Annotated in this window: 22 protein-coding genes and 1 tRNA gene; 15 read left to right on the top strand and 8 right to left on the bottom strand. The window is 55.3% G+C overall.

The features are described 5' to 3' along the window. Positions 1-11 precede the first annotated feature (11 nt). Complete coding sequence (locus tag ABLV08_RS19740; protein ID WP_003855929.1) at positions 12-305, bottom strand: co-chaperone GroES; 294 nt, start codon at positions 303-305, stop codon at positions 12-14. Between the two features lie 231 nt (positions 306-536). On the opposite strand from ABLV08_RS19740, the gene yjeH reads away from it, so the two are divergent. Continuing rightward, complete coding sequence (yjeH, locus tag ABLV08_RS19735; RefSeq protein ID WP_015368666.1) at positions 537-1784, top strand: L-methionine/branched-chain amino acid transporter; 1248 nt, start codon at positions 537-539, stop codon at positions 1782-1784. A gap of 31 nt (positions 1785-1815) precedes the next feature. Here yjeH and ABLV08_RS19730 read toward each other — a convergent pair whose 3' ends face one another. After that, positions 1816-2286, bottom strand: coding sequence for an FxsA family protein (locus ABLV08_RS19730; RefSeq protein WP_015368667.1), 471 nt, complete (start codon positions 2284-2286; stop codon positions 1816-1818). 335 nt (positions 2287-2621) lie between these two features. Here ABLV08_RS19730 and aspA point away from each other — a divergent pair, with 335 nt between their 5' ends. The 7 genes from aspA (at position 2622) to ABLV08_RS19695 (ending at position 10550) form a co-directional block, all read left to right on the top strand. Next, the gene (gene aspA / locus ABLV08_RS19725) at positions 2622-4058 is read left to right on the top strand and encodes an aspartate ammonia-lyase (RefSeq protein WP_015368668.1); all 1437 of its coding nucleotides are present in this window, start codon (positions 2622-2624) and stop codon (positions 4056-4058) included. Between the two features lie 116 nt (positions 4059-4174). Then, positions 4175-5476: an anaerobic C4-dicarboxylate transporter gene (locus ABLV08_RS19720; protein ID WP_015368669.1), complete on the top strand. Its 1302-nt coding sequence runs from the start codon at positions 4175-4177 to the stop codon at positions 5474-5476. 99 nt (positions 5477-5575) lie between these two features. Then, positions 5576-5899 (top strand): divalent cation tolerance protein CutA, encoded by a 324-nt coding sequence (gene cutA / locus ABLV08_RS19715; RefSeq protein ID WP_032715456.1) that lies wholly within the window; start codon positions 5576-5578, stop codon positions 5897-5899. Then, complete coding sequence (locus ABLV08_RS19710) at positions 5875-7596, top strand: protein-disulfide reductase DsbD (protein WP_348856190.1); 1722 nt, start codon at positions 5875-5877, stop codon at positions 7594-7596. The genes cutA and ABLV08_RS19710 overlap by 25 nt, the downstream gene beginning before the upstream one ends. Positions 7597-7631: 35 nt before the next feature. Continuing rightward, positions 7632-8207 (top strand): transcriptional regulator, encoded by a 576-nt coding sequence (locus ABLV08_RS19705; RefSeq protein WP_015704143.1) that lies wholly within the window; start codon positions 7632-7634, stop codon positions 8205-8207. A gap of 65 nt (positions 8208-8272) precedes the next feature. Further along, positions 8273-10360, top strand: a complete 2088-nt coding sequence (locus ABLV08_RS19700) for a DUF1176 domain-containing protein (protein ID WP_348856189.1) — start codon at positions 8273-8275, stop codon at positions 10358-10360. Between the two features lie 114 nt (positions 10361-10474). After that, a tRNA-Phe gene (locus ABLV08_RS19695) sits at positions 10475-10550 on the top strand. 370 nt (positions 10551-10920) lie between these two features. Here ABLV08_RS19695 and ABLV08_RS19690 read toward each other — a convergent pair. Both ABLV08_RS19690 and ABLV08_RS19685 read right to left on the bottom strand, forming a co-directional pair. Next, a complete protein-coding gene (locus tag ABLV08_RS19690) occupies positions 10921-11208 on the bottom strand; it encodes a PerC family transcriptional regulator (RefSeq protein ID WP_020079839.1) in 288 nt (95 codons plus the stop codon). Between the two features lie 330 nt (positions 11209-11538). Further along, positions 11539-12105, bottom strand: coding sequence for a LuxR family transcriptional regulator (locus ABLV08_RS19685; protein WP_020079840.1), 567 nt, complete (start codon positions 12103-12105; stop codon positions 11539-11541). Between the two features lie 650 nt (positions 12106-12755). On the opposite strand from ABLV08_RS19685, the gene pgaA reads away from it, so the two are divergent. The 4 genes from pgaA to pgaD are packed head-to-tail and all read left to right on the top strand — an operon-like array spanning position 12756 to position 18982. Next, a complete protein-coding gene (pgaA, locus tag ABLV08_RS19680; RefSeq protein ID WP_058675929.1) occupies positions 12756-15203 on the top strand; it encodes a poly-beta-1,6 N-acetyl-D-glucosamine export porin PgaA in 2448 nt (815 codons plus the stop codon). A gap of 8 nt (positions 15204-15211) precedes the next feature. Further along, positions 15212-17227 (top strand): poly-beta-1,6-N-acetyl-D-glucosamine N-deacetylase PgaB, encoded by a 2016-nt coding sequence (gene pgaB, locus ABLV08_RS19675; protein ID WP_047054346.1) that lies wholly within the window; start codon positions 15212-15214, stop codon positions 17225-17227. After that, positions 17220-18551 carry a poly-beta-1,6-N-acetyl-D-glucosamine synthase gene (gene pgaC / locus ABLV08_RS19670; protein ID WP_015368679.1) on the top strand — a complete coding sequence of 444 codons (1332 nt, stop codon included), beginning with the start codon at positions 17220-17222 and terminating at the stop codon, positions 18549-18551. The genes pgaB and pgaC overlap by 8 nt, the downstream gene beginning before the upstream one ends. After that, positions 18548-18982 (top strand): poly-beta-1,6-N-acetyl-D-glucosamine biosynthesis protein PgaD, encoded by a 435-nt coding sequence (gene pgaD, locus ABLV08_RS19665; protein ID WP_015704090.1) that lies wholly within the window; start codon positions 18548-18550, stop codon positions 18980-18982. The genes pgaC and pgaD overlap by 4 nt, the downstream gene beginning before the upstream one ends. A 57-nt stretch (positions 18983-19039) precedes the next feature. Here pgaD and ABLV08_RS19660 read toward each other — a convergent pair whose 3' ends face one another. Next, on the bottom strand, positions 19040-19831 hold the full coding sequence (locus ABLV08_RS19660; RefSeq protein ID WP_015704089.1) for a DsbA family protein: 792 nt from the start codon (positions 19829-19831) through the stop codon (positions 19040-19042). A gap of 218 nt (positions 19832-20049) precedes the next feature. On the opposite strand from ABLV08_RS19660, the gene ABLV08_RS19655 reads away from it, so the two are divergent. The 3 genes from ABLV08_RS19655 (at position 20050) to cbpM (ending at position 22097) form a co-directional block, all read left to right on the top strand. Then, on the top strand, positions 20050-20733 hold the full coding sequence (locus ABLV08_RS19655; protein ID WP_020079844.1) for a TerC family protein: 684 nt from the start codon (positions 20050-20052) through the stop codon (positions 20731-20733). A 141-nt stretch (positions 20734-20874) separates the two neighbouring features. Further along, complete coding sequence (cbpA, locus tag ABLV08_RS19650; protein WP_348856187.1) at positions 20875-21792, top strand: curved DNA-binding protein; 918 nt, start codon at positions 20875-20877, stop codon at positions 21790-21792. Then, positions 21792-22097, top strand: a complete 306-nt coding sequence (cbpM, locus tag ABLV08_RS19645; protein ID WP_015368685.1) for a chaperone modulator CbpM — start codon at positions 21792-21794, stop codon at positions 22095-22097. The genes cbpA and cbpM overlap by 1 nt, the downstream gene beginning before the upstream one ends. 192 nt (positions 22098-22289) lie before the next feature. On the opposite strand, the gene ABLV08_RS19640 is transcribed toward cbpM, so the two are convergent. The 3 genes from ABLV08_RS19640 to melB form a co-directional block, all read right to left on the bottom strand. After that, positions 22290-22661: a plasmid partitioning/stability family protein gene (locus ABLV08_RS19640; protein ID WP_032713469.1), complete on the bottom strand. Its 372-nt coding sequence runs from the start codon at positions 22659-22661 to the stop codon at positions 22290-22292. A 9-nt stretch (positions 22662-22670) separates the two neighbouring features. Then, the gene (locus ABLV08_RS19635; protein WP_015368687.1) at positions 22671-23627 is read right to left on the bottom strand and encodes a plasmid stability protein StbA; all 957 of its coding nucleotides are present in this window, start codon (positions 23625-23627) and stop codon (positions 22671-22673) included. Between the two features lie 274 nt (positions 23628-23901). Then, positions 23902-25317, bottom strand: a complete 1416-nt coding sequence (melB, locus tag ABLV08_RS19630; RefSeq protein ID WP_020079846.1) for a melibiose:sodium transporter MelB — start codon at positions 25315-25317, stop codon at positions 23902-23904. Positions 25318-25320: the final 3 nt, after the last annotated feature.

Raw genomic sequence — 25320 nt, 5'->3', positions numbered from 1 at the left:
GGTCGTGCGAATTACGCTTCAACAATTGCCAGGATGTCGCTTTCGGACATGATCAGCACTTCTTCGTTGTCGATCTTCTCAGACTTCACGCCGTAACCATCGTTGAAAATCACGATGTCACCAACTTTAACGTCCAGCGGCTGCACAGTTCCGTTTTCCAGGATGCGGCCTTTACCGACAGCGATGATTTCGCCACGAGTTGATTTAGCTGCCGCAGAACCGGTCAGAACGATGCCGCCTGCAGATTTGGTTTCAACTTCTTTACGTTTGACGATCACACGATCATGTAACGGACGAATACTCATTGATAGCTCTCCTTCGAGAAAGTCATTATCAGTTATGGATGGCGCCGGGCCGTAAACGGTTTCCGACTAGTGCAGAGAGAGATGGGGATGGCCATTTACGGCTTCAAGGGGAAAATTAAAAAAAAATTTCCGCCTGTGCGCTGACGCGCAAAAATATTCCCGCGGCGGCTGCGCTATCTGGCGCAAAGGGTTGTGATAACATCGTTTTTTTGCCGCGCGCAGGGTTGAGTCATGAGTGGGTTAAAACAGGAGCTGGGGTTAGGTCAGGGAGTCGGGTTGCTTTCAACATCACTACTGGGAACCGGCGTGTTCGCCGTACCGGCGCTGGCGGCGCTGGTCGCTGGCGATAACAGCCTGTGGGCGTGGCCAGCGCTGATTCTCCTGGTCTTTCCCATCGCTATCGTGTTTGCCGTGCTTGGGCGCCACTTTCCCAGCGCTGGCGGCGTGGCTCATTTTGTGGATATGGCGTTTGGCCCGCGTCTGGCGCGGGTAACCGGTTGGCTGTTTTTATCAGTCATCCCGGTGGGTTTACCCGCCGCCCTCCATATTGCTACCGGGTTTGGCCAGGCGTTGTTTGGCTGGCACGATACTCAACTGCTGCTTGCCGAGCTCGGCACGCTGGCGATCGTCTGGTGGGTGGGCTCGCGCGGCGCCAGTTCCAGCGCCAATCTACAGACGCTGGTCGCGGTAATGATTGTCGCGCTGATCGTCGCTATCTGGTGGCGCGGCGGCATAAACCCGGCGCAGATCCCTTTCCCGGAACCTAAAGATGTCGACACGTCGCAGCTGTTTGCTGCCCTATCGGTAATGTTCTGGTGCTTCGTCGGCCTTGAAGCCTTTGCTCATCTGGCATCAGAGTTTAAACGTCCGGAGCGCGACTTCCCCCGAGCGCTGATGATTGGCTTATTGCTGGCAGGAACCGTTTATTGGGGCTGTACCGTGGTGGTACTGCATTTTCGCGCCTTCGGTGCGGAAATGGCGGCGGCGGCCTCGCTGCCAAACATCGTGGTACGGCTGTTCGGCGTGCAGGCGCTGTGGGTCGCCTGCGTGATCGGCTATCTCGCCTGCTTCGCCAGCCTCAATATCTATATCCAAAGTTTTGCCCGCCTGGTCTGGTCGCAGGCGCAGTTCAAGCCGGAAGGTTATCTGGCCCGCCTGTCGCCGCGTCAGGTACCACGCAATGCGCTGAATGCGGTCTTAGGCTGCTGCGTACTCAGTACGCTGTGCATTTACTGGTTGAACATTAATCTCGATGCGCTGATCGTCTATGCCAACGGCATTTTCATCATGATTTATCTGCTGTGCATGCTGGCGGGATGCCGACTCCTGCACGGTAAATACCGCGTGCTGGCCATTGTGGGCAGCGTGCTCTGCGTTTTGCTATTGGCAATGGTCGGCTGGAAGAGCTTGTACGCCATTATTATGCTGGCGGTGCTGTGGTTCGCCTTACCTGCACGGTCATCCTCAGCAAGCCGATAACAAAAAACCGGCGCAGGCCGGTTTTGTCGTTTTAGCGGTCGTCTTTGTGATCCAGACGGTCGCGTTCGTCGTCTTTGCGCTGGAACTCCCCTTCGAAGGTGTCTCCGTTGCCGGCACCAGCGCTAAAACCGCCGCCCGGCATCCGGCTAAAGCGCAGATACGGCATCAGTTTTAAAGTCATCAGCTTTTGCACCGGCGGCAACAGCAGCAGCAGGCCGAGGAAGTCGGTAAAGAAGCCCGGGATCAACAGCAGCAGCCCGGCGATAATCAGCGACACGCTTTTGATCATTTCTGCGGCAGGGCTTTCGCCAGCCGCCATTTTCTGCTGCATCAGCATCAGGTTTTTGAAGCCCTGGTTGCGCACCAGCGACATCCCCACCACCGAGCTAAAGATAACCAGAATCAGCGTCAGCAGCACGCCAAGCACGTGCGCGACCTGAATAAAGATCGAGATCTCGACGTAAACGTATAAGAAAAAGGCAATAAATGGGATCCAACGCACCGGCGTCTCCTTCATTCGGCCGTCGTCGCAGACGCCCGTAGTGATAAATTTGCTATTCGCGTCATAGGAATGTGGGGTTGGCGCGCCATTTTTCAATCAACGGTAACGGCATTTTTTTCAAAAATAGTAAAGCGGTGACTCATTTCACAGATTAATAATTCTTATCCGCCGCGCTATATAATAAGTGATCAAGGTTACTGAACTTCGCTATCATCAGCATATGATCGTGGGCACCGGGCCGGTTAAGGAAATAATCTTCGGTCTGAAAATACGCTAAATCCTATAAATTCTGTGTATTTGGTGAATTCATTGGCAGCTTGAAAAAGAAGGTTCACATGTTAAACAACATTCGTATCGAAGAAGATCTGTTGGGCACCAGGGAAGTTCCAGCTGACGCATACTATGGCGTTCATACTCTGAGAGCGATTGAAAACTTCTACATCAGCAACAACAAGATTAGCGACATCCCTGAGTTTGTTCGGGGCATGGTGATGGTGAAGAAGGCCGCCGCGCTGGCTAACAAGGAACTGCAAACCATTCCTAAAAGCGTAGCGAACACCATTGTCGCCGCATGCGATGAAGTGCTGAACAACGGTAAATGCATGGACCAGTTCCCGGTTGATGTGTTCCAGGGCGGCGCGGGCACCTCCGTCAACATGAACACCAACGAAGTGCTGGCGAATATCGGTCTGGAACTGATGGGCCACCAGAAAGGTGAATACCAGTTCCTCAACCCTAATGACCACGTCAATAAATGCCAGTCCACTAACGACGCCTACCCCACCGGTTTCCGCATTGCGGTCTATGCTTCGATTCTCAAATTAATCGATGCCATCAAACAGTTGGGCGAAGGCTTCCAGGCGAAAGCCGTCGAGTTCCAGGACATCCTGAAAATGGGCCGCACGCAGTTACAGGATGCGGTGCCGATGACCCTCGGCCAGGAATTCCACGCTTTTAACGTTCTGCTGAACGAAGAAACCAAAAGCATTCTGCGTACTGCAGAACTGCTGCTGGAAGTGAACCTCGGCGCGACCGCAATCGGGACTCGCCTGAACACCCCTGACGGCTACCAGCAGCTGGCGGTACAGAAACTGGCGGAAGTCAGCAACCTGCCGGTCGTTCCGGCGGAAGACCTGATTGAAGCGACTTCTGACTGCGGCGCATATGTGATGGTTCACAGTTCGCTGAAACGCCTGGCGGTCAAACTGTCCAAGATTTGTAACGACCTGCGCCTGCTCTCTTCCGGGCCGCGCGCTGGCCTCAACGAAATCAACCTGCCAGAGCTGCAGGCCGGTTCCTCTATCATGCCGGCAAAAGTTAACCCGGTGGTGCCGGAAGTGGTTAACCAGGTGTGCTTCAAAGTTATCGGCAACGATACCACCGTAACCATGGCCTCTGAAGCCGGTCAGCTGCAGTTGAACGTTATGGAGCCGGTGATTGGCCAGGCGATGTTTGAATCTATCCATATCCTGACTAACGCCTGCTACAACCTGCTGGAAAAATGCGTGAACGGCATTACCGCCAACAAAGCGGTATGCGAAAGCTACGTCTACAACTCCATCGGTATCGTGACCTACCTCAACCCGTTCATCGGCCACCACAATGGCGATATCGTCGGCAAGATTTGCGCCGAAACCGGTAAGAGCGTACGTGAAGTGGTACTGGAACGCGGGCTGCTGACCGAAGCCGAACTGGATGACATTTTCTCCCCGCAAAACCTGATGCATCCGGCTTATAAAGCAAAACGGTATACCGATGAAAGCGAACAGTAAGCTTTCAGGGTAAACTAACCAAAGGCATGTCAGTGATGACATGCCTTTTTGCTTTTTTGGGTTTACGAAACGACAACAATTCAATATCAACTTGTTAAAAAACAAGGAAGGCATATATGTTTGGTGCAGAGCTCGTGGTTGTCCTGCTGGCAATCTATTTGGGGGCCCGACTCGGGGGCATTGGTATCGGCTTTGCCGGTGGCCTCGGCGTCCTCGTCTTAACCTTAATTTTTCAAATTCCACCCGGCGCAATCCCCTTTGACGTCATTGAAATCATCATGGCGGTTATCGCCGCAATCGCCGCGATGCAGGTCGCCGGAGGGATGGATTATCTGGTCAGCCTCGCCGAACGTATGCTACGCCGCCATCCCAAGTACATTACCTTCCTGGCGCCGCTGGTCACCTGGTTTATGACCGTGCTGGCAGGCACCGGTCATACCGCGTTCTCTACCCTGCCAGTGATTACCGAAGTGGCGAAAGAGCAGGGTATTCGCCCTTCCCGCCCGCTCTCCATCGCCGTTGTCGCTTCGCAGATTGCGATTACCGCCTCGCCGATCTCCGCGGCAGTGGTCTTCTTTGCCGGTATTCTCGAACCGCTTGGCGTCAGCTACCTGACGCTGCTGGCGATCTGCCTGCCGGTTACCCTGATTGCCGTCATGCTGACCGCCGTGGTCTGTAACTTCCTCGGCTGCGAGCTGAAAGACGACCCGGTCTACCAGGAACGGCTGGCAAAAGGGGAAGTGAGCCTGCGCGGCAGTCAGGTCTTCGAACTGAAGCCGCACGCTAAACGCTCCGTCCTGCTGTTCCTCGTCGGCATCGTCGCGGTCATGTTCTACGCTACTGCCATCAGCGACACCGTCGGCCTGATCCAGAACCCGGTACTGCCGCGTAACGAAGCGATCGTAGTCTTCATGCTGACCATCGCCACGCTGATAAGCATCACCTGTAAGATCGATACCGGCGAAGTGCTGAATGCCAGCACCTTTAAGTCCGGGATGAGCGCCTGCGTCTGCGTGCTCGGCGTCGCCTGGCTTGGAGATACCTTCGTCAAAGCGCACATTGCCGATATCCAGACGGTAGCGGGCGATCTGCTGCACAACTATCCGTGGCTGCTGGCGGTAGTGCTGTTCTTCGCCGCTACGCTGCTCTATTCACAGGCCGCCACCACTAAGGCGTTGATGCCCGCCGCGCTGCTGCTCGGCGTCACCCCGCTGACGGCAATTGCCTCATTCGCCGCGGTCTCAGCGCTGTTCGTGCTGCCAACCTATCCGACCCTGCTGGCCGCGGTTGAAATGGACGACACCGGCTCCACGCGTATCGGCAAATATGTCTTTAACCACGCCTTCCTGATCCCGGGCGTCATCGCCATTACGCTTTGCGTGATCCTCGGATTCATCTTCGGCGGCCTCATGCTGTAAGATCGTTAAAAAGGGGCCAGTAAAGTAACTGGCCCCTTTGGTTAATCTCCCCGCATCATGCATGCTATAGTGCCTCTTTTCGCTGATACGAGGTTCACGATGACTACGCCTGATGCTGTTGTTGTACTCTGTACCGCGCCGGATGAAGCGACCGCCCAGGATCTGGCGGCCAAAGCGCTCGGGGAAAAACTCGCCGCCTGCGCCACCATCCTGCCGGGAGCGACGTCGCTCTACTACTGGGAAGGAAAGCTTGAGCAGGAGTATGAAGTCCAGATGCTGCTCAAAACCAACCTGGCCCATCAGCAGGCGTTACTGGACTGTCTGAAGTCCCATCACCCGTATCAAACCCCCGAACTACTGGTCCTGCCGGTTACTCACGGAGACAACGATTACCTCTCATGGCTCAACGCATCATTACGCTGATCCTGCTACTGTGCAGCGCATCCGCCAGCGCCGGGTTGTTTGACGCCCCCGGGCGCTCAAGCTTCGTGCCTGCCGATCGGGCTTTCGCCTTTGACTTTCAGCAGAATCAACACGACCTCAACCTGAGCTGGCACATCAAGGATGGCTACTACCTCTACCGTAAGCAGATTACGCTGACGACAAAGGACGCTGCGATCGTCGACCCTTCTCTACCGCCTGGCGAATGGCATGAAGACGAGTTTTATGGCAAAAGCGAAATTTATCGTCAGCGCCTGACGTTGCCGATTACCCTCACGCAAGCCAGCAAAGCAGCCACGCTGACCGTCACCTATCAGGGCTGTGCCGACGCCGGGTTCTGCTATCCGCCGGAGACCAAAGTCGTGCCGCTCAGCGCGGTGCTCGCCGATTCCGACAAGGCGCAGGCGGACCAACCTTCTTCAGCCACGCTCCCCGCCAGCGGCAGCCAGACCGGCGCGGAACCCGCGTCGCTGCCATTTTCGGCGCTATGGGCGCTGCTGATTGGTATCGGCATCGCCTTTACGCCTTGTGTTTTACCGATGTATCCGCTGATTTCCGGGATTGTCCTCGGCGGTAAACAGCGCTTATCGACGGCGCGCGCCCTGCTGCTGGCATTTATTTATGTCCAGGGGATGGCGGTAACCTATACCGCGCTGGGTCTGGTCGTGGCCGCCGCCGGTCTGCAATTCCAGGCCGCGCTGCAGCACCCTTACGTATTAATTGGGCTGTCAGTGGTATTTATCGCGCTGGCGCTGTCGATGTTCGGCCTGTTTACGCTGCAGTTGCCTTCATCACTGCAAACCCGACTGACGCTAATGAGCAACAAGCGCCAGGGGGGCTCGCCGGGCGGCGTGTTTGCAATGGGCGCTATCGCCGGGCTTATCTGTTCCCCTTGCACTACGGCCCCGCTTAGCGCCATTCTGTTGTATATCGCTCAAAGCGGTAATCTGTGGCTCGGCGGCGGCACGCTGTATCTGTACGCGCTGGGAATGGGGCTGCCGCTGATCCTGGTGACTGTGTTCGGTAATCGTCTGCTACCAAAGAGCGGGCCGTGGATGGCTCATGTCAAGACCGCGTTTGGCTTCGTGATCCTCGCGCTGCCGGTTTTTTTACTGGAGCGCGTTATTGGCGAAGCCTGGGGTTTACGCCTGTGGTCGCTGCTTGGCGTCGCCTTCTTTAGCTGGGCGTTTATTACCTTGCTTGGCGCGAGCAAACCGTGGCTACGGCTGGTGCAAATCGTCATGCTGGGCGCTGCGCTGGTTAGCGCGCGTCCGCTGCAGGATTGGGCCTTTGGCGCGCCGACTGTCCAGCAGCAGGCGCATCTGGAATTTACCCGCGTCAGCACCGTTGATGAACTCAACCAGGCGCTGGCGCAGGCCAAAGGGAAACCGGTCATGCTCGATCTGTATGCCGACTGGTGCGTGGCCTGTAAAGAGTTCGAAAAATATACCTTTAGCGCTCCTGAAGTGCGACAGGCCCTAAAAGAGACCGTTTTGCTGCAAGTGGATGTCACCAAGAACAGCGCGCAAGACGCGGCCCTGCTGAAGCATTTACAGGTGCTCGGCTTGCCGACGATTCTGTTCTTCAACGCGCAGGGAGAAGAACAGCCCGCGCAGCGCGTCACCGGGTTTATGGATGCCGCGGCATTCAGCGCCCATTTGCGCGATTGGCAACCGTGAACGACACTTGAGGAGGATAAATGGAGGAGACTACCGTGCAACGTGAAGATGTCCTGGGTGAAGCCATACAAATTCTCGAAATCGAGGGTATCGCCAACACCACGCTGGAAATGGTCGCCGACCGCGTCGCATATCCGCTTGATGACCTCAAGCGTTTTTGGCCTGACCGCGAAGCGTTGCTCTATGACGCCCTGCGTTATTTAAGCCAGCAGGTAGACGCCTGGCGTCGCCAGCTATTGCTGGATGAGACGCTGAGCGCAGAACAAAAGCTGCTGGCGCGCTATAGCGCACTGACCAAATGCGTCAGCAACCACCGTTATCCCGGCTGCCTGTTTATCGCTGCCTGTACCTTTTACCCGGATGCCCAGCACCCAATTCACCAGTTAGCGGAACAGCAGAAGCAGGCTTCGCTGGCCTACACGCACGAGCTGCTCACTCAGCTTGAGGTGGATGATCCGGAAATGGTCGCCAAGCAGATGGAATTAATCGTCGAAGGCTGCCTGAGCCGCATGCTGATCAAACGTAGCCAGGCCGACGTCGATACCGCCCATCGTCTGGCGGAAGATATCCTGCGCTTTGCCCGCTGCCGGATGGGCGGCGCGCTCACGTAATTCGGATTTCCCAAGCCCTGCAAGGCGCATATAATTCCCTGACACTTTCTGTGGCAGGGATTTCTATGCGTCCACTTCTCTGGGCCGCCGTACTGGGGCTCTGTTCGACCTCGCTGATGGCCGCCCCTCCTCGCGGTTTCTCTTTCGCCTACAAAGACTGGGAAGTCGCCTGCGATAATACCGGCACCTGCCGGGCGGCGGGCTATGGCGCGACAATGGGCGAAGTCAGCGTTCTGCTGACCCGTAGCGCCGGCCCCGGGCGGCAGGCAACCACGCAGGTCACGTTTGCGCAGACCGAGCACGATATTCCGCCAGATGCCAGCGTAAATCTGTTTATCAACGATAACGATCGCGGAGCGCTTGAGGCTATCGACGACAGCCATTTTCATTTTGACAGTACGCAAACCAGCGCGCTTATTACCGCCCTGGAGCAAAACGCTAAAATCGAGCTGGCGCTCAATGGCCAGCGCAAACGGCTGTCTAACGCGGGCAGCAGCGCGGTGTTCCTCAAGATCGATGAATTCCAGCAGCGGATCGGTACCGCCGATGCGCTGTTACGTAAAGGTGGCGGTGACGGCAGCACCGTCCTGCGCGCCATTCCCGCACCGGAGATCCTGAGCGCGTCGTTTATTCACAACGCCCAGCCCGTTGCGCTCAATGCGAAACAACAGCAGAAATGGCTGCCGCAATTGGAAAGCACGCTCAACCGCCAGTGTGATGACTGGCAAAACGCCGAAATTCCGGCCAACGAACGGCAGATCACCGTCGCCCCGCTGGATAAAAATCACTCGCTGCTGCAGACTCTATGCTGGCGCGCCGCCTATAACGACGGCTACGCGATGTGGGTTGTCGATAACACACAGGCCGCCAGGCCACAGCTGATAACCACTGATGCCTCCAGCTATAACGATGGCGTAATGACCTTCTTCAACAAAGGACGCGGCGTCGCCGACTGCGTTAACGGGGAAGAACGTGTGTGGGATGGCAAAACCTTTGTGCAAAGCCTCAAGTACAGTACCGGCATGTGCCGGGAAATCACCCCTGGCGGAACCTGGCAGCTTCCCACCTTTGTTAGCAAAGTTATCCCCCGCCAGCAACGAGAGGCCGACATACTCGCGCTGAAGACGTTGCACGATGCGGTACTAAAAGAGCAAAAACGCAACCCGGAACTCGCATTAGAGAACATTGCGGAACAGTTTCCCCTCAGCGGACACATCAGCCACTTTACCCTCACCTATGCCGACGACGCGCCGGTCTCGACGACCAAGCCAGCGGCGGATATCAGCGACGATGAGTGGCAGGCGTTTTTACATTCCGATATCAGCGCCGATTCGGAAAACGGCAAAGTCAGCTTCACGCTTATCGACCTCGACGGCGACGGCAAACGCGACCTCATCATCGATAGCTACGTCGGCGGCACCGGCCTGTTCAGCTATACCGGCGTGCTGAAACGCGGCGATAACACCTTTGAATCGGTGAACAATGCCGACAGCAATGACGACGATAACTTCGATGCCGGCGTGCCCGGCGCCCTTTACTCTATTAACGATCGCGGAGCGAACCAGTGGGGCCGCTGGATCAGAATCAACGGCCAGGTTTACGCCCTGTGGTTTAACGGCGTGTTTGGGGAAGATAATCTCTATCTGCTGCGTCCGTTCAACCAGAGCGACCTGACGCCGGCCATCACCATCCGCTACCGTTATAACCTCAATATCATTAGCGCTGCGGAAAACGAGCAGACCCCCACCCCCGCCTTAAACGATAAAGATAGAGCTGGCTTATTGAAGTCATTGGACGTCATGCAAGGTAGCCTGCTAAAGGATAAATCTTCTGACGATAGCGATGAGCCGATTTGCCCGATCCCGCCTGGCACTGCGAAAGACGATGCGGACAGCTACTATGGCGGCGCTGCAGGACACTACACTGTCGAAACGGTGGCGTGGATCCCGGTATGGCTCAACGATAAATGCTTTATCGGCACGATTTTCAGCCATCATGGCGCTTACCGCCATGGAGTGGATGCGATCTTAACCATCAGTTCGCCACGGGATGACGAAGAGCTCGTTGGCGATTACGATATCTCCGGAAAACGCCATGCCATCGCCATCACCAGCGGCTGGAAAGTTCGCGAAGGCGATAACGGAGTGATGTGATTTTAAGCAAAACGCGCCTTTTGACGCAGAATTGCCGCAAAGATAAGCAATCAAACAATAAATAGAGAAATTTCATTGACGCAGTGGGCGGATTACGGTTTAATGCGCCCCGTTGCCCGGATAGCTCAGTCGGTAGAGCAGGGGATTGAAAATCCCCGTGTCCTTGGTTCGATTCCGAGTCCGGGCACCACTATTTAAAGAACCCGCCCAAAAGGCGGGTTTTTGCTTTTCTGCGGCCGGACTCTCCATCGAACTGCGTTCGATTATTCGCCGCAATGCGGCTCACCCCTTCGGGGCCAGCGCAACAAGCGCGCTGTTCAACGTCGACTGCAAACCCGTAGGCCTGATAAGCGCAGCGCCATCAGGCGGAATGCAGGCATAGAAATCCCCGCTTGTATCGATAGCCTTTCCTCTACCCAATGTATGATTTCAAAATGAAAAAAAATGAGCCTGAAGGAGGAATGGAGGGAGCGCCATGCATCAGAATTTAATCCCCACACAGGGCACAGATGCTCTCCTCCTGAAACGGGTGAGAGAGAAAGGAATGCCGTCACGCAGAGCTAGCGCCGCGTCGCTTTCTTTTTAGCGGGAAGGCGGAACACTTCGCCATTCGGCTTAGCAATTCCCATACGATACTGCGTCTCTCTGGCTGCCTTGTGGATGTCAGCAAACTCTTCTTTACGCGCCGGCGGCAGCTTCGCTTTTTTCAGGCATTTATTGCGGTGCATCCTAATCCATTCACGGTCGTTATCATCGACGCACGTCTGCATCACATCCACCCAGCGCGAAGCGGCCCGACGGTACAATCCACGGGCTTCCAGAGACTCGGCGATACTGTCCTTGATCATTCGATAATTTCTCTCACATATGCTAGCTAATTTGCGTATATAAATATAACCACGCCATCCGAAGAAATAATGAAAGAAAACCCCGATAATTTGATCCACGATAAATCTATGCCAGCTCAATATTGAGAGCATTTATAATATTAATTGCTGTGTGCATTAAAACTGCCGAAGCAGTAAGTACTTCCAAAGAGCATTTTTATCATATACCGCGGATTATCATCTGAGTTATTCCTGAACTACGGTTATACCTATCAATGATTGATTAAATTAACATAATACCGTTGTTGAGTAGCTTGTCGTAGATACCTTACTCTGTATTCATTTCCCTTTTTATCGCTTCTGTGCGGGACACTCCAGCAGTCTATTTTTAAAGATAAACAAACAGGCCTCATTAAAGTTGGCCAGCCCCAGACGTTCATAAAGCTCAATGCGTTTACGATACAGGCTTTTCACTGAAGTATTAAGCACCCCAGCAATTTGATCCATGGTCATTCCGGCCCTGAGCAAAGTCAACGTCATATGTTCCTGTGGTTTCAGACTGAAATTCTTGAGCCATTCTCGGGTCAGCCGCTTACTCTTCACATCAAGAAACAAGCTAAATAAATTAGCCATATCCGTCGGCGTCAAAGACATGTTGAGAAACCACTTTAAGCTCAGCAAATGCTCTTCCCGATGGCGCATATCAAGCATAATACAGCAGATACGTTTACCCGCTTCCGCTGCGCCAGGAATAAGATAATCATAAAAACAAAGCGGCGCCCGACTATCCACCAGCACCGAAAACTCCTCGGCATCACTCTCAAAAAGCTTATGCTCAATCGAATGTAACTGGATGATATCTGGAAAGAAAATCCTTACCCCTTCAAAGAGATAGTGATCCTGAGTAACTAAAAACATTGTCGTTGCCACAAATCATCCCTTTAACAATAAAGCAACAAAACCCCTCCAGGGAGAATATGCACAGCGCCTGGTGGCATGCTGACTATGGCGAGCAAAATAAAGCATGTGTTTGTCGTTTTAGTAAACCTCCAACCTCTCCATCTATAGTGAACGCTCCACTCCACGACTCTTACGTCATTTCCTAATTATCTGCCCTTCGGCTAATTATAAATAAAAAACTCGCACAAAAAAGAAGCTTTTCTACTATTGAGATTTTTTGTCAAAAATCGTCTTAAATATCTACAAGAACAGCCTAACATTATGCATGGAAAAGCAAACCAAAAACATTAAAACAGAATTTCGGACATACCTTAACTTTTTCCAATTCAGTTAGTTATGCGTAACATCAGACAATTAATTATTCTATAAAAAGACAATTTCCAGATTTATCTTAAAACCACAGGTCTATTATTTGACATATTTTCAGGCAAACATATCAGGTGTACATTAATCGCCACCCCGTTATCGCGAGGAGATATTTTATTACCTTAAATAAGTAATCGCAGTCGCGTACCGTCAGGTAAAAACTCATTACCCATCCTTTTGCATTCAGCTAAAAGGCCGACGTGTTGTGCAATGGATTCTTGATGGACATATGGTAAATAGTTATGGGAAGATCAACGCGTTTCAATAAGTTATTCTTTTATCGCCGCACGACATTCTCGTTTTCAATTAGTTTATTGTTGTTAACGCCTATTCTGGCTCAGGGGGCTGAGTCGATATATGATCAGCATGTGCTACAGGCGCGTGAAGGTAATTACTCCCCTTTTCTCGATTATCTTCAGCAGTATCAACAACAACATGCCTTGACGCCCGAGCAAGTCGCCGACTGGCTACAAGTTGCCTCCTGGGCTGGACGTGACGAGGAAGTTATCCAGGTTTGGCAGCGCTATCAGGTTTATATGGCGCTACCGGCACGTGGTACGGCAGCAGCGGCGCAGGCTTACCGTAATCAAAAACGGTGGTCTTCGGCGCTGGCGCTTTGGGATCAAGCGCTCAGCCAACAGCCGATGAACGACGATTATCTTATTGGCCGGATTAAAACGCTTGCCGATGCGCGTCATGACGGGCAGGCGCTAAGTGAAGCCCGGCGCTTAGCCGTCACCACACCCAGCACCGCTCACCTGCAGACGCTCTCCTACGTCTATTTACGTCAGGGAAAAAGCTGGGACCAGTTGCTCACCGATATGCGCGCGCAGGAGCTTGCGCCGCAAAACAGAGAAACGCTCAATAGCTTGCTTGAGAGCTTGAGCAGCAATCGCATCAGTACTCCCGCGCTGCAATGGTCAGCCAAAACCACCTTAACGCCCGCGCAGCAGCGAAAGCTGGAAATGGACGCGGCGGCGGAGTGGGTACGGCTGGCGGACACCCCTACCCGCGGTGAACAGGAGCGCTTTCGCCTGGCGCAAGCGGCGCTCAACCGCTACGACGCGCTGTTCGCCCGTTGGCGTCAGGATCCGCAGGCCGCAGAGGATCTTGCCCGCGCGCGTATTGACCGCCTCGGTGCGCTATACACCCGCGGCGATTACCCCCAGGTCATCAAAGAATATCAGTCGCTGACCGCCGCTCAGCAGCCCGTTCCTGACTGGGCCATCGGCTGGGTCATCTCCTCTTACCTTGCGCAACAGAACGTCGAGGCCGCGCTGGCGATCGCCCGCCAACATCCCCTTTATCGCCCCGATCCGCAAGATGATCGGCATGAGTTATTTTACGCGCTGCTGGACAGCGGCCAGTATCAGGCCGCCCGCGACTATCTCGCCATAGTGACTAACGGTGTCCCCTACACCCGCCGCCTCTACGGCTCGCCGACGCCGCAGCCAAACGATCCGTGGCTGAACGCCCAATCGCTGAAGGTACAGTATCTACTGAGTACTAATGCGCTGCCGGAAGCCGAGCGTCTCTCCCGCCGGCTGGCCGCCACCGCACCCGGTAATCAGGGGCTGCGCATTGACTACGCGGCGATACTGCAGGCGCGCGGTCTACCCCGCGCCGCCGAACGGGAACTGAAAGCGGCGGAAGCGTTGGAGCCTTCGAATATCCCCCTCGAGCGCCAGCAGGCCTACGTAGCGATGGATCTTCAGGAGTGGCGGCAGATGGAGCTATTAACCGATGACTTGCTGGCGCGCAGCCCTGAAGACCTGAGCACGCAAAAATTAGTCCGCGCTCGCGAGGTGCACCATATGTCGGAATTGCGTCTCAACAGTACTCAGGGGATCCACTCGGATAACCCGGTCAGCGGTAGCCACGATTTTAGCTGGGATGCGGCGATTTACGGCCCGCCAATCGCTGATAACTGGCGGCTTTTCGCCGGTAATCGCTTCGCCAAAGGGAATTTTGATGAAGGAAAAGGCTCCAGCCGCCAGCTCTTTGGCGGCATCGAGTGGCGACCGCGTGATGCCTGGGCTGAACTGGAAATCTCCAATAACAGTTTCGCCGGCGACAACAAACCCGGCGCCCGGCTATCCGCCTGGCAAAGTTTCAACGACCGATGGCAGATTGGCGGCGAGGTCGAACGCCTGTCGCGCCAGACGCCGCTGCGCGCGCTGCGCAATGGTATCAGCGCCAACCGCGGCGAGGGGTGGGTTCGCTGGTATCAAAACGAGCGACGCGAATATCGCTTTAGCGCCGCCGCCAGCCGCTTCTCCGACCACAACCGTCGTCAGGAATATACCTTCTCCGGCAAAGAGCGGCTCTGGCAATCGCCAACCATCACGCTCGATCTGGAACCTGGGCTCTCCGCCAGCGCCAACAGCCGGGCGGATACCCTCTACTACAACCCGAAACGCGACTTCTCCGCCACCTCGGCGCTGGTCGCCGATCACGTCATGTATCAGCACTACGATACCGTCTGGAGCCAGCAGCTTGCGGCAGGCGGCGGCGCCTACTGGCAAAAAGCGTATTCGGCCGGCGCTATCGCCATGTTCGGCTACGGCCAGCGTATTCGCTGGAACAACGTGATCGACACCGGCGTGATGCTGAACTGGGACAAGCGCCCTTACGACGGCAAACGCGAAAGCAATCTCTCCATTGCCCTTGATGCGAATTTACGGTTTTAAGGATAAACATGGTCAACAAAAGTATCCGCATCAGCCTGATGGTTATCGGCTGGCTCCTGATGACCTGCGCGCTTCGCGCAGAGACGATTCCTTTTCTGCCGCCGGAGGCGCGGCCGCAGCCGGAGGCGAATAAGCCCTGGCCGCAGAATAAGTTTCTGGTACTGGCCTATCACGATGTAGAAGACGATGCCGCCGATCAGCGTTATCTGGCGGTGCGTACCAGCGCGCTCAACGATCAAATCGGCTGGCTGCTGCACAATGGCTATAAAGCTGTCAGTGTACAAAATATTCTCGACGCTAACGCGGGGTTAATCACCCTGCCGCCGAAGGCATTTCTGCTGAGTTTCGATGATGGCTACAGCAGTTTTTACACCCGGGTCTGGCCGCTGTTAAAAGCCTGGAATGTACCGGCTCTGTGGGCGCCGGTAGGCAGCTGGGTCGATACGCCGGGACAGAAAAAAGTCGATTTCGGCGGTCTGATGACTCCGCGCGAGCGTTTCGCCACCTGGGAGATGGTGCGCGAGCTCGCGCAATCGCCGCTGGTTGAAATCGGTGCGCATACCTGGGCTTCACACTACGGTATTCAGGCCAATCCGCAGGGCAGCCGCGAACCGGCGGTTGCCAACCGCTTTTATGATAAAGCCAGCGGACGCTACGAAAGCGACCAGCAGTTTCACCAACGCATCGATACCGACGTGCGCAAAGTGAGCGACAAAATCGCCGACGTCACCGGCAAAGCGCCGCGCGCCTGGGTATGGCCCTACGGCGCCGCCAACGGCACATCGCTGGCTATCGCCAAAAATCGCGGCTATCAACTGGCGTTTACCCTCGGCGATGGTCTGGGCGACGTGCGCGATCTGGATAATATTCCCCGTCTGCTTATCTCCGGTAATCCGTCGATCAAGGCTTTCGCCAGCCAGGTGACGCAAATCCAGGAGCGTGAACCGGTTCGGGTGATGCACATCGATCTTGATTATGTCTACGATAAAGACCCGGCTCAGCAGCGCAAAAATATCGATAAGCTGATCCAGCGCGTCTACGACATGAAAATCACTCACGTTTTCCTACAGGCCTTTTCCGATCCGCTCGGCGACGGCACGGTGAAAGCGCTCTACTTCCCCAACCGCCGCCTGCCGATGCGCGCCGATCTGTTTAATTTCGTCGCCTGGCAATTGCAGACGCGCGGCGGCGTCAAAGTGTATGCGTGGATGCCGGTGCTGGCGTTCGATCTGGACGGTTCGCTACCGCGCGTACAGCGCTGGGATGCACAGAGCAACACGCTGCGCCAGGCCACTCGCCCCTATGTACGTCTGTCGCCATGGAATAGCCAGGTGCGCGATGAGATCCGCGATATTTATCAGGACCTTGCCCGCTACGCGACCTTTGACGGCGTGCTGTTCCACGACGACGCGGTGCTGACGGATTACGAAGATGCCGGCGCCGGGGCGATGGCCGCCTGGCGGGCGGCGGGCCATCGGGAGGATATCGCGCAGATCCGCCAAAACCCCGCCGCGCTGCACGCCTGGACGCGGTTTAAAAGTCAGGCGCTTATCGACTTCACCCGCACGCTCAGCCAGAGCGTGAAAGCGATTCGCGGCCCGCAGGTGAGAACCGCGCGCAATATCTTCGCCCTGCCGATCCTGCAGCCGGAAAGCGAGGCCTGGTTCGCGCAGAATCTGGATGATTTTCTGGCGGCCTACGACTGGACGGTGCCGATGGCGATGCCGCTGATGGAATCCGTTCCGGTCGCGGAAAGCGATGCGTGGCTGGCTCGCCTGGTGCGCGCCGTCAGCGCCAGGCCAGGCGCACTGAATAAAACCATTTTTGAGCTGCAGGCTAAAGACTGGAATCTCCCGCAGCAGAACGCCATCCCTGACCAACAGCTGGTCGACTGGATGCGGACATTACAGCTCAACGGCGTCAACAATTACGGCTACTACCCCGACGATTTCCTTAATAATCAGCCTGATATCTCGAAAATCAGGCCCCTGTTTTCATCGTACTGGTATCCCAACAATGACTGATCGCATTATCGCATTTTCGATTTTATGCCTGGTTTTCGGGCTGCCTCTGGGCGTGGCCGCCGTTTTCACCGGCGAGTTGATACTGGATTTCGTCTTTTTTTGGCCGCTGTTTATGTCGGTGCTGTGGATAACCGGCGGGCTCTACTTTTGGTTTCAACTGGAGCGCCACTGGCCGTGGGGTAAAGAGACCCCGCCGCCGGAGCTGGCAGGTAATCCGTTGATCTCCATTTTGATTCCCTGCTTTAACGAGGAGAAAAATGCCCGCGAGACCATCGAAGCCGCGCTGGCGCAGCGCTATCGCAACATTGAGGTGATCGCCATCAACGACGGCTCCTCCGATGATACCGCCAGGGTGCTGAATCAACTGGCGGAAGAGTACGCTCTGCTGCGGGTGATTCATCTGGCCGAAAATCAGGGGAAAGCGGTAGCGCTGAAAGCCGGCGCCGCCGCCGCGCGCGGGGACTTGCTGGTGTGCATCGACGGCGATGCCCTGCTCGATCGCGATACCGCCGCCTACCTTGTGGCGCCGCTGATTCAGTATCCCCACGTCGGCGCGGTGACCGGTAATCCGCGTATTCGTACCCGCTCGACGCTGATTGGCCGCATTCAGGTCGGCGAGTTCTCTTCGATAATCGGGCTGATTAAGCGTACCCAGCGTATTTACGGCCGGGTGTTTACCGTGTCCGGGGTGATTGCCGCTTTTCGTCGCCAGGCGCTGGCGGACGTCGGCTACTGGAGCCCGGATATGATCACCGAAGATATCGATATCAGTTGGAAGCTGCAGCTACGCCATTGGGCGATTTTCTTCGAGCCGCGGGCGCTGTGCTGGATCCTGATGCCGGAGACGCTGAAGGGGCTGTGGAAACAGCGGTTACGCTGGGCGCAGGGCGGCGCCGAGGTTTTCCTGGTCAATCTGCGCCGCCTGTTTCGCTGGGAGCATCACCGGATGTGGCCGCTGTTCCTCGAATATGCCCTCTCCACGCTGTGGGCCTTCGCCTATGCGGTCACCATTTTTCTGTTCATCGCCAGCCATTTTGCCCCGCTGCCGGAAAACCTGACCGTCCGCAGCCTTTTTCCGCCGGAATTTACCGGGCTACTGCTGGGGGTGATGTGTCTGCTGCAGTTTATCGCCAGCCTGTACATCGAACGGCGCTATGAACGCGGCGTCGCCGGCTCGCTGTTCTGGGTGATCTGGTTTCCGATGGTTTACTGGATGATCGGCCTGTTAACCACCATCGTCGCCTTCCCCAAAGTCATGTTGAAACGTAAACGCGCCAGGGCTCGCTGGGTCAGCCCCGATAGAGGTAAAGGAAGAATGTCATGAATGAACAAACCCTGATCTTAACCGAGCATCGTATGCTGCCGCGCATCTTTGACGGCGTATTAACCGCTATCGCGTGGGCCGGCTTCGCCTTTTTTCTGTATGCCAACCTGCTGATGCAGTTTACCGAGCGCGGTAACGACAGCTGGGACGCGATTATGGCGTCGTTTAATACCGTGCTGGTCTATTTACTGGTGGCGGCAATTAACGGCTGGCTGCTGATTTTGTGGTATCAGTACAATCTACGCCGTTATAACGCCCGGCGGCACGGCAGCATGGCCTCGCTGCGCCATGAAGAGCTGGCAGAGAGCTTTAATATCGCGCCGCAGATCATTTCCGAGATGAGCCAATATAACCTGCTGACGGTATACCACGACCAGATTGGCAGAATCATTGATTTAAAAATCAATCAGAACGAGGAAGACGAACGCTAACGGGACCACCAAAAAGGCCGCATCACATGCGGCCTTTCCTCTTTCAGCCCGGTGAGATTACTGACCGCCGGCTTTCTTAATCGCCGCATCCAGCGAGGCTTTGTCAGCCAGTCCCGGGAAGACGGTAATGGTCGCTTCGGTCGCGCCGGTAGTCGGCATGACAATCACGCCAGGCGTACCGCTTAAGCCAATCTCCTGCGCCAGCTGGTTAATGTTTTCCAGCGCCGGTTCGACATCCGCCGCTTTTTTGGCGTCAAAGTTCACCTTCTTCGCCTGCTGCTGAATATCCGCCGCCGTCAGTTTACCTTCGTTATGCCCGGTGGCGTAAACGCCGTTGTGGTAAGTCAGGTAGGCCTCGGCCCCTTTCTGCTGATAAATCTGCAGGCCGGTTTTCGCCGCGTCCAGCGAGGTTGCCCAGCGGCTGCCGAAAATCGGCCACTCTTTGAAAGCAAAGCGGGTTTGCGGATGGTCTTTAATTACCTGCTCCATAACCGGCGCGAGGCGGCTACAGTAGATGCATTGATAATCGAAGAACTCGATAACGGTAACTTTACCGTTAGCCGGGCCGTAGGTTGGCGTGGCCTTATCCTGCGTCAGCTTGTCGGCATTCTTGATTACCGCCTGGGTAGCGGCGCTGGCCTGCTGTTCCGCCTGAATTTGCTGCAGCTTTTGGCTGGCCTGCAATAGCACTTCCGGATGAGCGACCAGGTAGTCAGCGGCGATTTTGCCAATACGCGCTTCCTGCTCCGCGGTGAAAGTCGCGGCCGGCGCGTCAGCGGCGCTGGCCAGCGCCGGCAGCAGGGAAGCGCCCGCCAGGGCGAGAATAAGTAGATTCTTGATGCCAGACATATTGAAAAGTCCTTACGAAAAGTAGACGGCAGGTGAGCCTAATCGGACAAAATATCATCCTTTGGCGGCGAATCATTGTCAGTCTATGCATTGATTCGTAACTTTATTTGTCAGACGCCCCGATTCCCCCTACGGCTTGAAGGGTGGTCAGGGGCGAAGAACGGGAGTACCCTGCGCCCATCTTTTTTGATCGACATTATTTGCAATACGAGCCAGGCATGAACGAAATATTGAGTCAGTGGGACTTCGCCGTCATTTTGCTACAAATCATCGCCATCGATTTGTTATTAGGCGGCGATAACGCGGTGGTCATCGCCATGGCCTGCCGCAAGCTGCCGGCGCATCTGCGCACCAAAGCCATTGTTATCGGTACTCTCGGCGCGATTATCGCCAGGGTCGCGCTGCTGGCGGTGGCACTCTATTTACTGTCGTTGCCGTGGCTTAAAATCGTCGGCGCGCTACTGCTACTGTGGATTGGCATTAAGCTGGTCGCCAACGAGGAAGAAGAGAACGATATCAGCAGCTCAAGCAGCCTATGGCGCACCGCCGTCACCATCACCGTCGCCGATGTCATCATGTCGCTGGATAACGTACTGGCCGTGGCCGCCGCCGGTAAAGGCCATCTGTTACTGGTGGCGCTAGGGGTATTAATCAGCATTCCGATTATTGTCGCCGGTAGTAAGCTGGTGTTGGCAATCCTGACTCGCTTTCCCTCGGTCGTATTACTGGGCGGCGCGCTGATTGGCTGGATTGCCGGTTCAATGATGGTAACCGACCCGACCTTTGTTCAGTTGTTCCCCCATTCCCCGAATTATCTACATTTTGTTGCCGGGGCCATTGGCGCGGCGTTGGTGCTGCTGGAAGGATGGCGGCGCAACTACCGCTCCGGTACCCCAGAATAATCACTGAACGCCGTCACCCCCGACGGCGTCAAGTTTTCGCCACTTTTCTCCGCCACCCTTTCTCATTTGCCCTACGCTTAATAGAGCCGCCTGATCCAGGGATTCTGTGACCAGATTTTTGAGCATAAATGAGATAACACCATGGAATTAAAGGATTATTATACCATTCTGGGGGTTAAGCCAACGGACGATCTGAAAACCATCAAGACCGCCTATCGCCGTTTGGCTCGTAAATATCACCCCGACGTCAGCAAAGAACCCGATGCCGAAGCAAAATTCAAAGATCTCGCCGAAGCATGGGAAGTTCTCAAAGACGATCAGCGTCGCGCCGAATATGATCAACTTTGGCAGCACCGCAACGATCCGCAGTTCAACCGCCAGCAGCACGCCCACGAACAAAGCTACAGCCAGCAGGACTTCGACGATATCTTCTCCTCGATGTTCGGCCAGCAGGCGCATCACGCCCGCCGCCAGCGCGCCGAGCGCGGCCACGATGTCGAAATCGAAGTGGCGGTGTTCCTCGAAGAAACCCTCACCGAACAGACTCGTACCATCAGCTACAAGCTGCCGATCTATAACGTCTTCGGCATGGTTGAGAGTGAAACACCGAAAACCCTGAATGTGAAAATTCCGGCGGGGGTCAGCGATGGCCAGCGTATTCGCCTGAAAGGCCAGGGGACACCGGGCGAAAACGGCGGCCCGAATGGCGATCTGTGGCTGGTGATTCATATCGCGCCGCATCCGCTGTTCGACATCAACGGTCATAACCTGGAGATCGTACTGCCGCTGGCGCCGTGGGAAGCCGCGCTGGGGGCGAAAGTCACCGTACCGACGTTAAAAGAGAGCATTCTGCTGACAATTCCAGCGGGTAGTCAGGCGGGACAACGGCTGCGTATCAAGGGCAAAGGGTTGGTGAGCAAAACCCACACCGGCGATTTATTCGCCGTCATCAAAATCGTTATGCCGCCAAAACCAGATGAAAAAGCGCGTGAGCTCTGGCAGCAGCTCGCCGAAAGCGAAGCCAGCTTCGATCCGCGTAAGACATGGGGGAAAGCCTGATGGCTAAAGTAACAGTGACGTTTACCATCACCGAGTTGTGCCTGCGCACCGGGGTGTCGGAAGAGGAGCTGACGGAAATCGTCGGCTTAGGGATGATTGAGCCGCACCAGCCGCAGGCTGAAACCTGGCTGTTTGACGACAGCGCGGTGACGATTGTGCATCGCGCAGTGCGCCTGCGTAACGAGCTGGAGCTGGACTGGCCGGGGATTGCGGTGGCGTTGACGCTGCTGGATGAAAATGCGCGACTCACCCGCGAAAATCGACTACTGCAGCAGCGTCTGGCCCGCTTTTTGACCCATAGCTAAGCGGAATTCCCGGGTCGCGGCGTTCCGCCTTACCAGGGCTACAGCTCGCTCACAGCGCAAACGGTAGCCCGGCTGAGCGTAGCGTAAGCCGGGAAATTTCCCGGGTCGCGGCGTTCCGCCTTACCCGGGCTACAGCTCGCTCACGGCGCAAACCGTAGCCCGGCTGAGCGTAGCGAAAGCCGGGATAAGCGCCTAATCCGGCAGCGAGCCGGCGAGATTACGCGCGGAGACGCTCTCGCTCACCGGTGCAGGCGGCTCGGGCGCCTTAACCGGCGCGGCCGCTGGCGAGGATGCCGGAGCGGAAGAGGCTGGCTGAATCTCAAGAAACGAGGCCAGCATTCTGCGCAGCGTCTCCGGTGGCGTATCTTCCGCCAGCAGCGCCGCCAGCATTGACGGCAGCCGGCTATCAACTTCACCCAACGCTAACCCCGCCAACAGCGCCGTACGCGACATATCCCCGCGATCGCCGCGGTGATGGGCCTCAATTTTCGCGTCCGCAAAGCGCTCGCTGGCGCTGATATCCGGGCGCAGGTATATCAGAACCTTTCTGCGATCCAGAGTCATAGACGCTCCTTAACCAATAATTTTCAGACCACGCACGAGGGCGAACTGCGGCTCATCGGCCACCACAAAGCGATCTTCGCGCAGACCCATACGTTCGCGAATCGCATCGGCAACCAGCGGCGCGCCGCCGCCAATCACGATGGCGTGCGAATAGCCTTTAAAACTATCAATCGCCGTCAGAACGCGAGTCGTCAGCCGTTCGATGCTATTGGAGATAACCTTTTTCACCTCAGATACCGCATCCGGATCGTTGATGTTATCGGTCAAATACTCTTCGTCGTGGCGGTTGATGATTATCTGATCAACGTTATAACTGGAGGTATCGGTATTCGCCCGCGCCAGCGCCAGCTTAACGGCGTCGGTCACCAGCGACACGCCCAGCTTCGGGTCGCCGTAAATGCGCGAAACCGAGGTCATTTGCCCGGCCACCATCGAAATATCCAGCGTGGTGCCGCCGAGGTCGACAATCAGCACCGAATGCGACGGTTTCAGCTCATCACACAGGCTGATACCCGCCGGAATGGATTCCGGACGCACGGTGACTTTGGTGATATTGAACACCACGCCTTTATTCAGTTTAACTTCGCGAAGTAGGCTCTTTTTCTTACGCTCAATGTTATCAAGACGATATTGCGCATCTTCATCATAAAATTCGGTCAGCGGCAGGGTGACCACAATCTCGACATCCTGCGGTTCCAGACCGCTGGTCAACAGCGCATGGTGGACAGCGATGGAGTTCAACGGGCTGTATTGCCAATCAATATTGTTGGTGGGTAACGCATCGGGGGTGATCAGGTCGAAAGAGTACTTTTCATCATCCACGGTGTAGTTAAATGGCTTCCCGGCGCCGAAGGTGGCAGACCAGCCTCGTTTAAAACTATTGGGGCTGATATGGGTGAAAGTTTCGCCATCTTGCTCCCACAGCATTTTGATATTGGTTGAACCATCATCGATAAAAATGCGCATCGCATTGCTCCATCACTGAGACAAAGAAGAGAAAATATAAGACCCAAAAAGAGTAGCAAGAGTTAAAAAGCAGCGCAAGAGCACGAAAAAGAGACAATTCCGAGTTTTATTTGAGAAACAATGGAGATTTCGATTAACCCATTGAGTTCAAATAGAGAATTTATAGAGACAAAACAGAGAACTAAAAATTTTCATTTCTGTCTATTTTAAACGCTATTTTTGTGCAAAAAGAGAGCATCCCTCCCCTCTTTCGCCAGCGGTTTGCGCACGCTTTTTACACCTGATTGGGTACCACAATCGGCCGTTCCGGCTCGACGACATTTTCCGGTACCCGACGATATTTATCCAGCAGGTGAATCTGAATACGTCGCAACATATCGCCATTCAGCTTGTAATAACGGAAATAGAGAAACAGCGTCAGGGCAAAAAAGAGCGTCGGCAGCGCAATCATAATCGCCTGCATCCCCAGCAGCGTGTGGGACGACTGCACAACATTCGGCACGTAGCCAATGATACCCAGCACGATGGCGATAAACCAGGCCGCAAACGCCGAACCAGCTTTGACCACCAGCGTCTGCACCGAGTAGGCGATGCTTTCGCAGCGGATATTCATCGTATATTCGCCGTAGTCGACGGTATCGGCCACCATAATGACCTGCAGCACCCAGAACAGCGCAGTGCCGATATTCAACAGCACCCCGGCCAGCGAAATCAGTGCGATGTTGTAAACGCCGCTCAGCGCCATCATCAACAGCACGCCACAGCCTAGCACCGGCATGATCGATGCCCCCGCCCACAGAATGCGCCGCGACAGCCCTTTTACCAGTCGAGGGAACAAGATCAGCGTCAGTAAATTCGCCGCCCCCGCGTAGGACATGTAATACGGGAACATCTCCGCGCTGCCAATGACGTAGGTAAAGTAATAAATCGCGAAGCCGGCAATGATATTCGCCGCCGTGTTATAGGCCAGCGCCATGCCCAACAGGCAGGCCAGCTGATCGTTTTTATAGATGAGCGCCACCATCTGACGCAGTGAAAGATGGCTGGAATCCTCGCTCATGCCGCTATCCGACGAGTAAACCTCATGGACGTTGCGCAAGGTAACGAGGGTGGAAATTACGAAAAAGGCAATCAGCACCAGGGTAAACATCTGGAAACCGAAGCCGCGATCGGCGCCGCCGACGGCGCTGACAAACGGCAGTGTGACCCCGGCCGTCACAAACCCGGCAAGGCTGGCGAAAAAGCGCGGGTAAGGCACCAGCTGTTCACGTTCGCGTTTATCAAGGGTAATGGTCGGCACCAGCGACCAGAACGGCACATCCATGATGGTATAGGTGAAGCCCCACAGCAGATAGGTCAGCCACACCCACGCCAGTAGCGCTCCGCCGCTGAAGTGATGGGCGCTGAACAGCATATACAACACCACCGAGTTGGTGATAGTTCCGATCAGGATCCACGGCTTGAATTTCCCCCATCGCGATCGCGTGCAGTTGACGATCCAGCCCATGATCGGATCGGCTATCGCATCAAGGATCCTCGCCACCAGAAACAAGGTGCCAACCACCCCAACCGATAGGCCAACAATATCGGTGTAGTAATACATCAGATACATGTAAACGATACCGATAGCGAAATCTTTACCAAAAGCACCAAATCCGTAGCTGAGCTTTGTTGTCATTGAAATACTCATAGG

Origin of the sequence: Klebsiella sp. CN_Kp088 (genome assembly GCF_040064335.1) — a bacterium.
Taxonomy (GTDB): domain Bacteria; phylum Pseudomonadota; class Gammaproteobacteria; order Enterobacterales; family Enterobacteriaceae; genus Klebsiella; species Klebsiella aerogenes.
Note: the sequence above shows the minus strand (reverse complement) of the source record. Positions and strands in the feature narration are given on the sequence as shown.

What these genes read in the sequence shown, in the direction of transcription:
- ABLV08_RS19740 (WP_003855929.1), bottom strand. Translation starts at nt 305, where the DNA reads ATGAGTATTCGTCCGTTACATGATCGTGTGATCGTCAAACGTAAAGAA.
- yjeH (WP_015368666.1), top strand. Translation starts at nt 537, where the DNA reads ATGAGTGGGTTAAAACAGGAGCTGGGGTTAGGTCAGGGAGTCGGGTTG.
- aspA (WP_015368668.1), top strand. Translation starts at nt 2,622, where the DNA reads ATGTTAAACAACATTCGTATCGAAGAAGATCTGTTGGGCACCAGGGAA.
- ABLV08_RS19720 (WP_015368669.1), top strand. Translation starts at nt 4,175, where the DNA reads ATGTTTGGTGCAGAGCTCGTGGTTGTCCTGCTGGCAATCTATTTGGGG.
- cutA (WP_032715456.1), top strand. Translation starts at nt 5,576, where the DNA reads ATGACTACGCCTGATGCTGTTGTTGTACTCTGTACCGCGCCGGATGAA.
- ABLV08_RS19710 (WP_348856190.1), top strand. Translation starts at nt 5,875, where the DNA reads ATGGCTCAACGCATCATTACGCTGATCCTGCTACTGTGCAGCGCATCC.
- ABLV08_RS19700 (WP_348856189.1), top strand. Translation starts at nt 8,273, where the DNA reads ATGCGTCCACTTCTCTGGGCCGCCGTACTGGGGCTCTGTTCGACCTCG.
- ABLV08_RS19690 (WP_020079839.1), bottom strand. Translation starts at nt 11,208, where the DNA reads ATGATCAAGGACAGTATCGCCGAGTCTCTGGAAGCCCGTGGATTGTAC.
- ABLV08_RS19685 (WP_020079840.1), bottom strand. Translation starts at nt 12,105, where the DNA reads ATGTTTTTAGTTACTCAGGATCACTATCTCTTTGAAGGGGTAAGGATT.
- pgaA (WP_058675929.1), top strand. Translation starts at nt 12,756, where the DNA reads ATGGGAAGATCAACGCGTTTCAATAAGTTATTCTTTTATCGCCGCACG.
- pgaB (WP_047054346.1), top strand. Translation starts at nt 15,212, where the DNA reads ATGGTCAACAAAAGTATCCGCATCAGCCTGATGGTTATCGGCTGGCTC.
- pgaC (WP_015368679.1), top strand. Translation starts at nt 17,220, where the DNA reads ATGACTGATCGCATTATCGCATTTTCGATTTTATGCCTGGTTTTCGGG.
- pgaD (WP_015704090.1), top strand. Translation starts at nt 18,548, where the DNA reads ATGAATGAACAAACCCTGATCTTAACCGAGCATCGTATGCTGCCGCGC.
- ABLV08_RS19660 (WP_015704089.1), bottom strand. Translation starts at nt 19,831, where the DNA reads ATGTCTGGCATCAAGAATCTACTTATTCTCGCCCTGGCGGGCGCTTCC.
- ABLV08_RS19655 (WP_020079844.1), top strand. Translation starts at nt 20,050, where the DNA reads ATGAACGAAATATTGAGTCAGTGGGACTTCGCCGTCATTTTGCTACAA.
- cbpA (WP_348856187.1), top strand. Translation starts at nt 20,875, where the DNA reads ATGGAATTAAAGGATTATTATACCATTCTGGGGGTTAAGCCAACGGAC.
- cbpM (WP_015368685.1), top strand. Translation starts at nt 21,792, where the DNA reads ATGGCTAAAGTAACAGTGACGTTTACCATCACCGAGTTGTGCCTGCGC.
- ABLV08_RS19640 (WP_032713469.1), bottom strand. Translation starts at nt 22,661, where the DNA reads ATGACTCTGGATCGCAGAAAGGTTCTGATATACCTGCGCCCGGATATC.
- ABLV08_RS19635 (WP_015368687.1), bottom strand. Translation starts at nt 23,627, where the DNA reads ATGCGCATTTTTATCGATGATGGTTCAACCAATATCAAAATGCTGTGG.
- melB (WP_020079846.1), bottom strand. Translation starts at nt 25,317, where the DNA reads ATGAGTATTTCAATGACAACAAAGCTCAGCTACGGATTTGGTGCTTTT.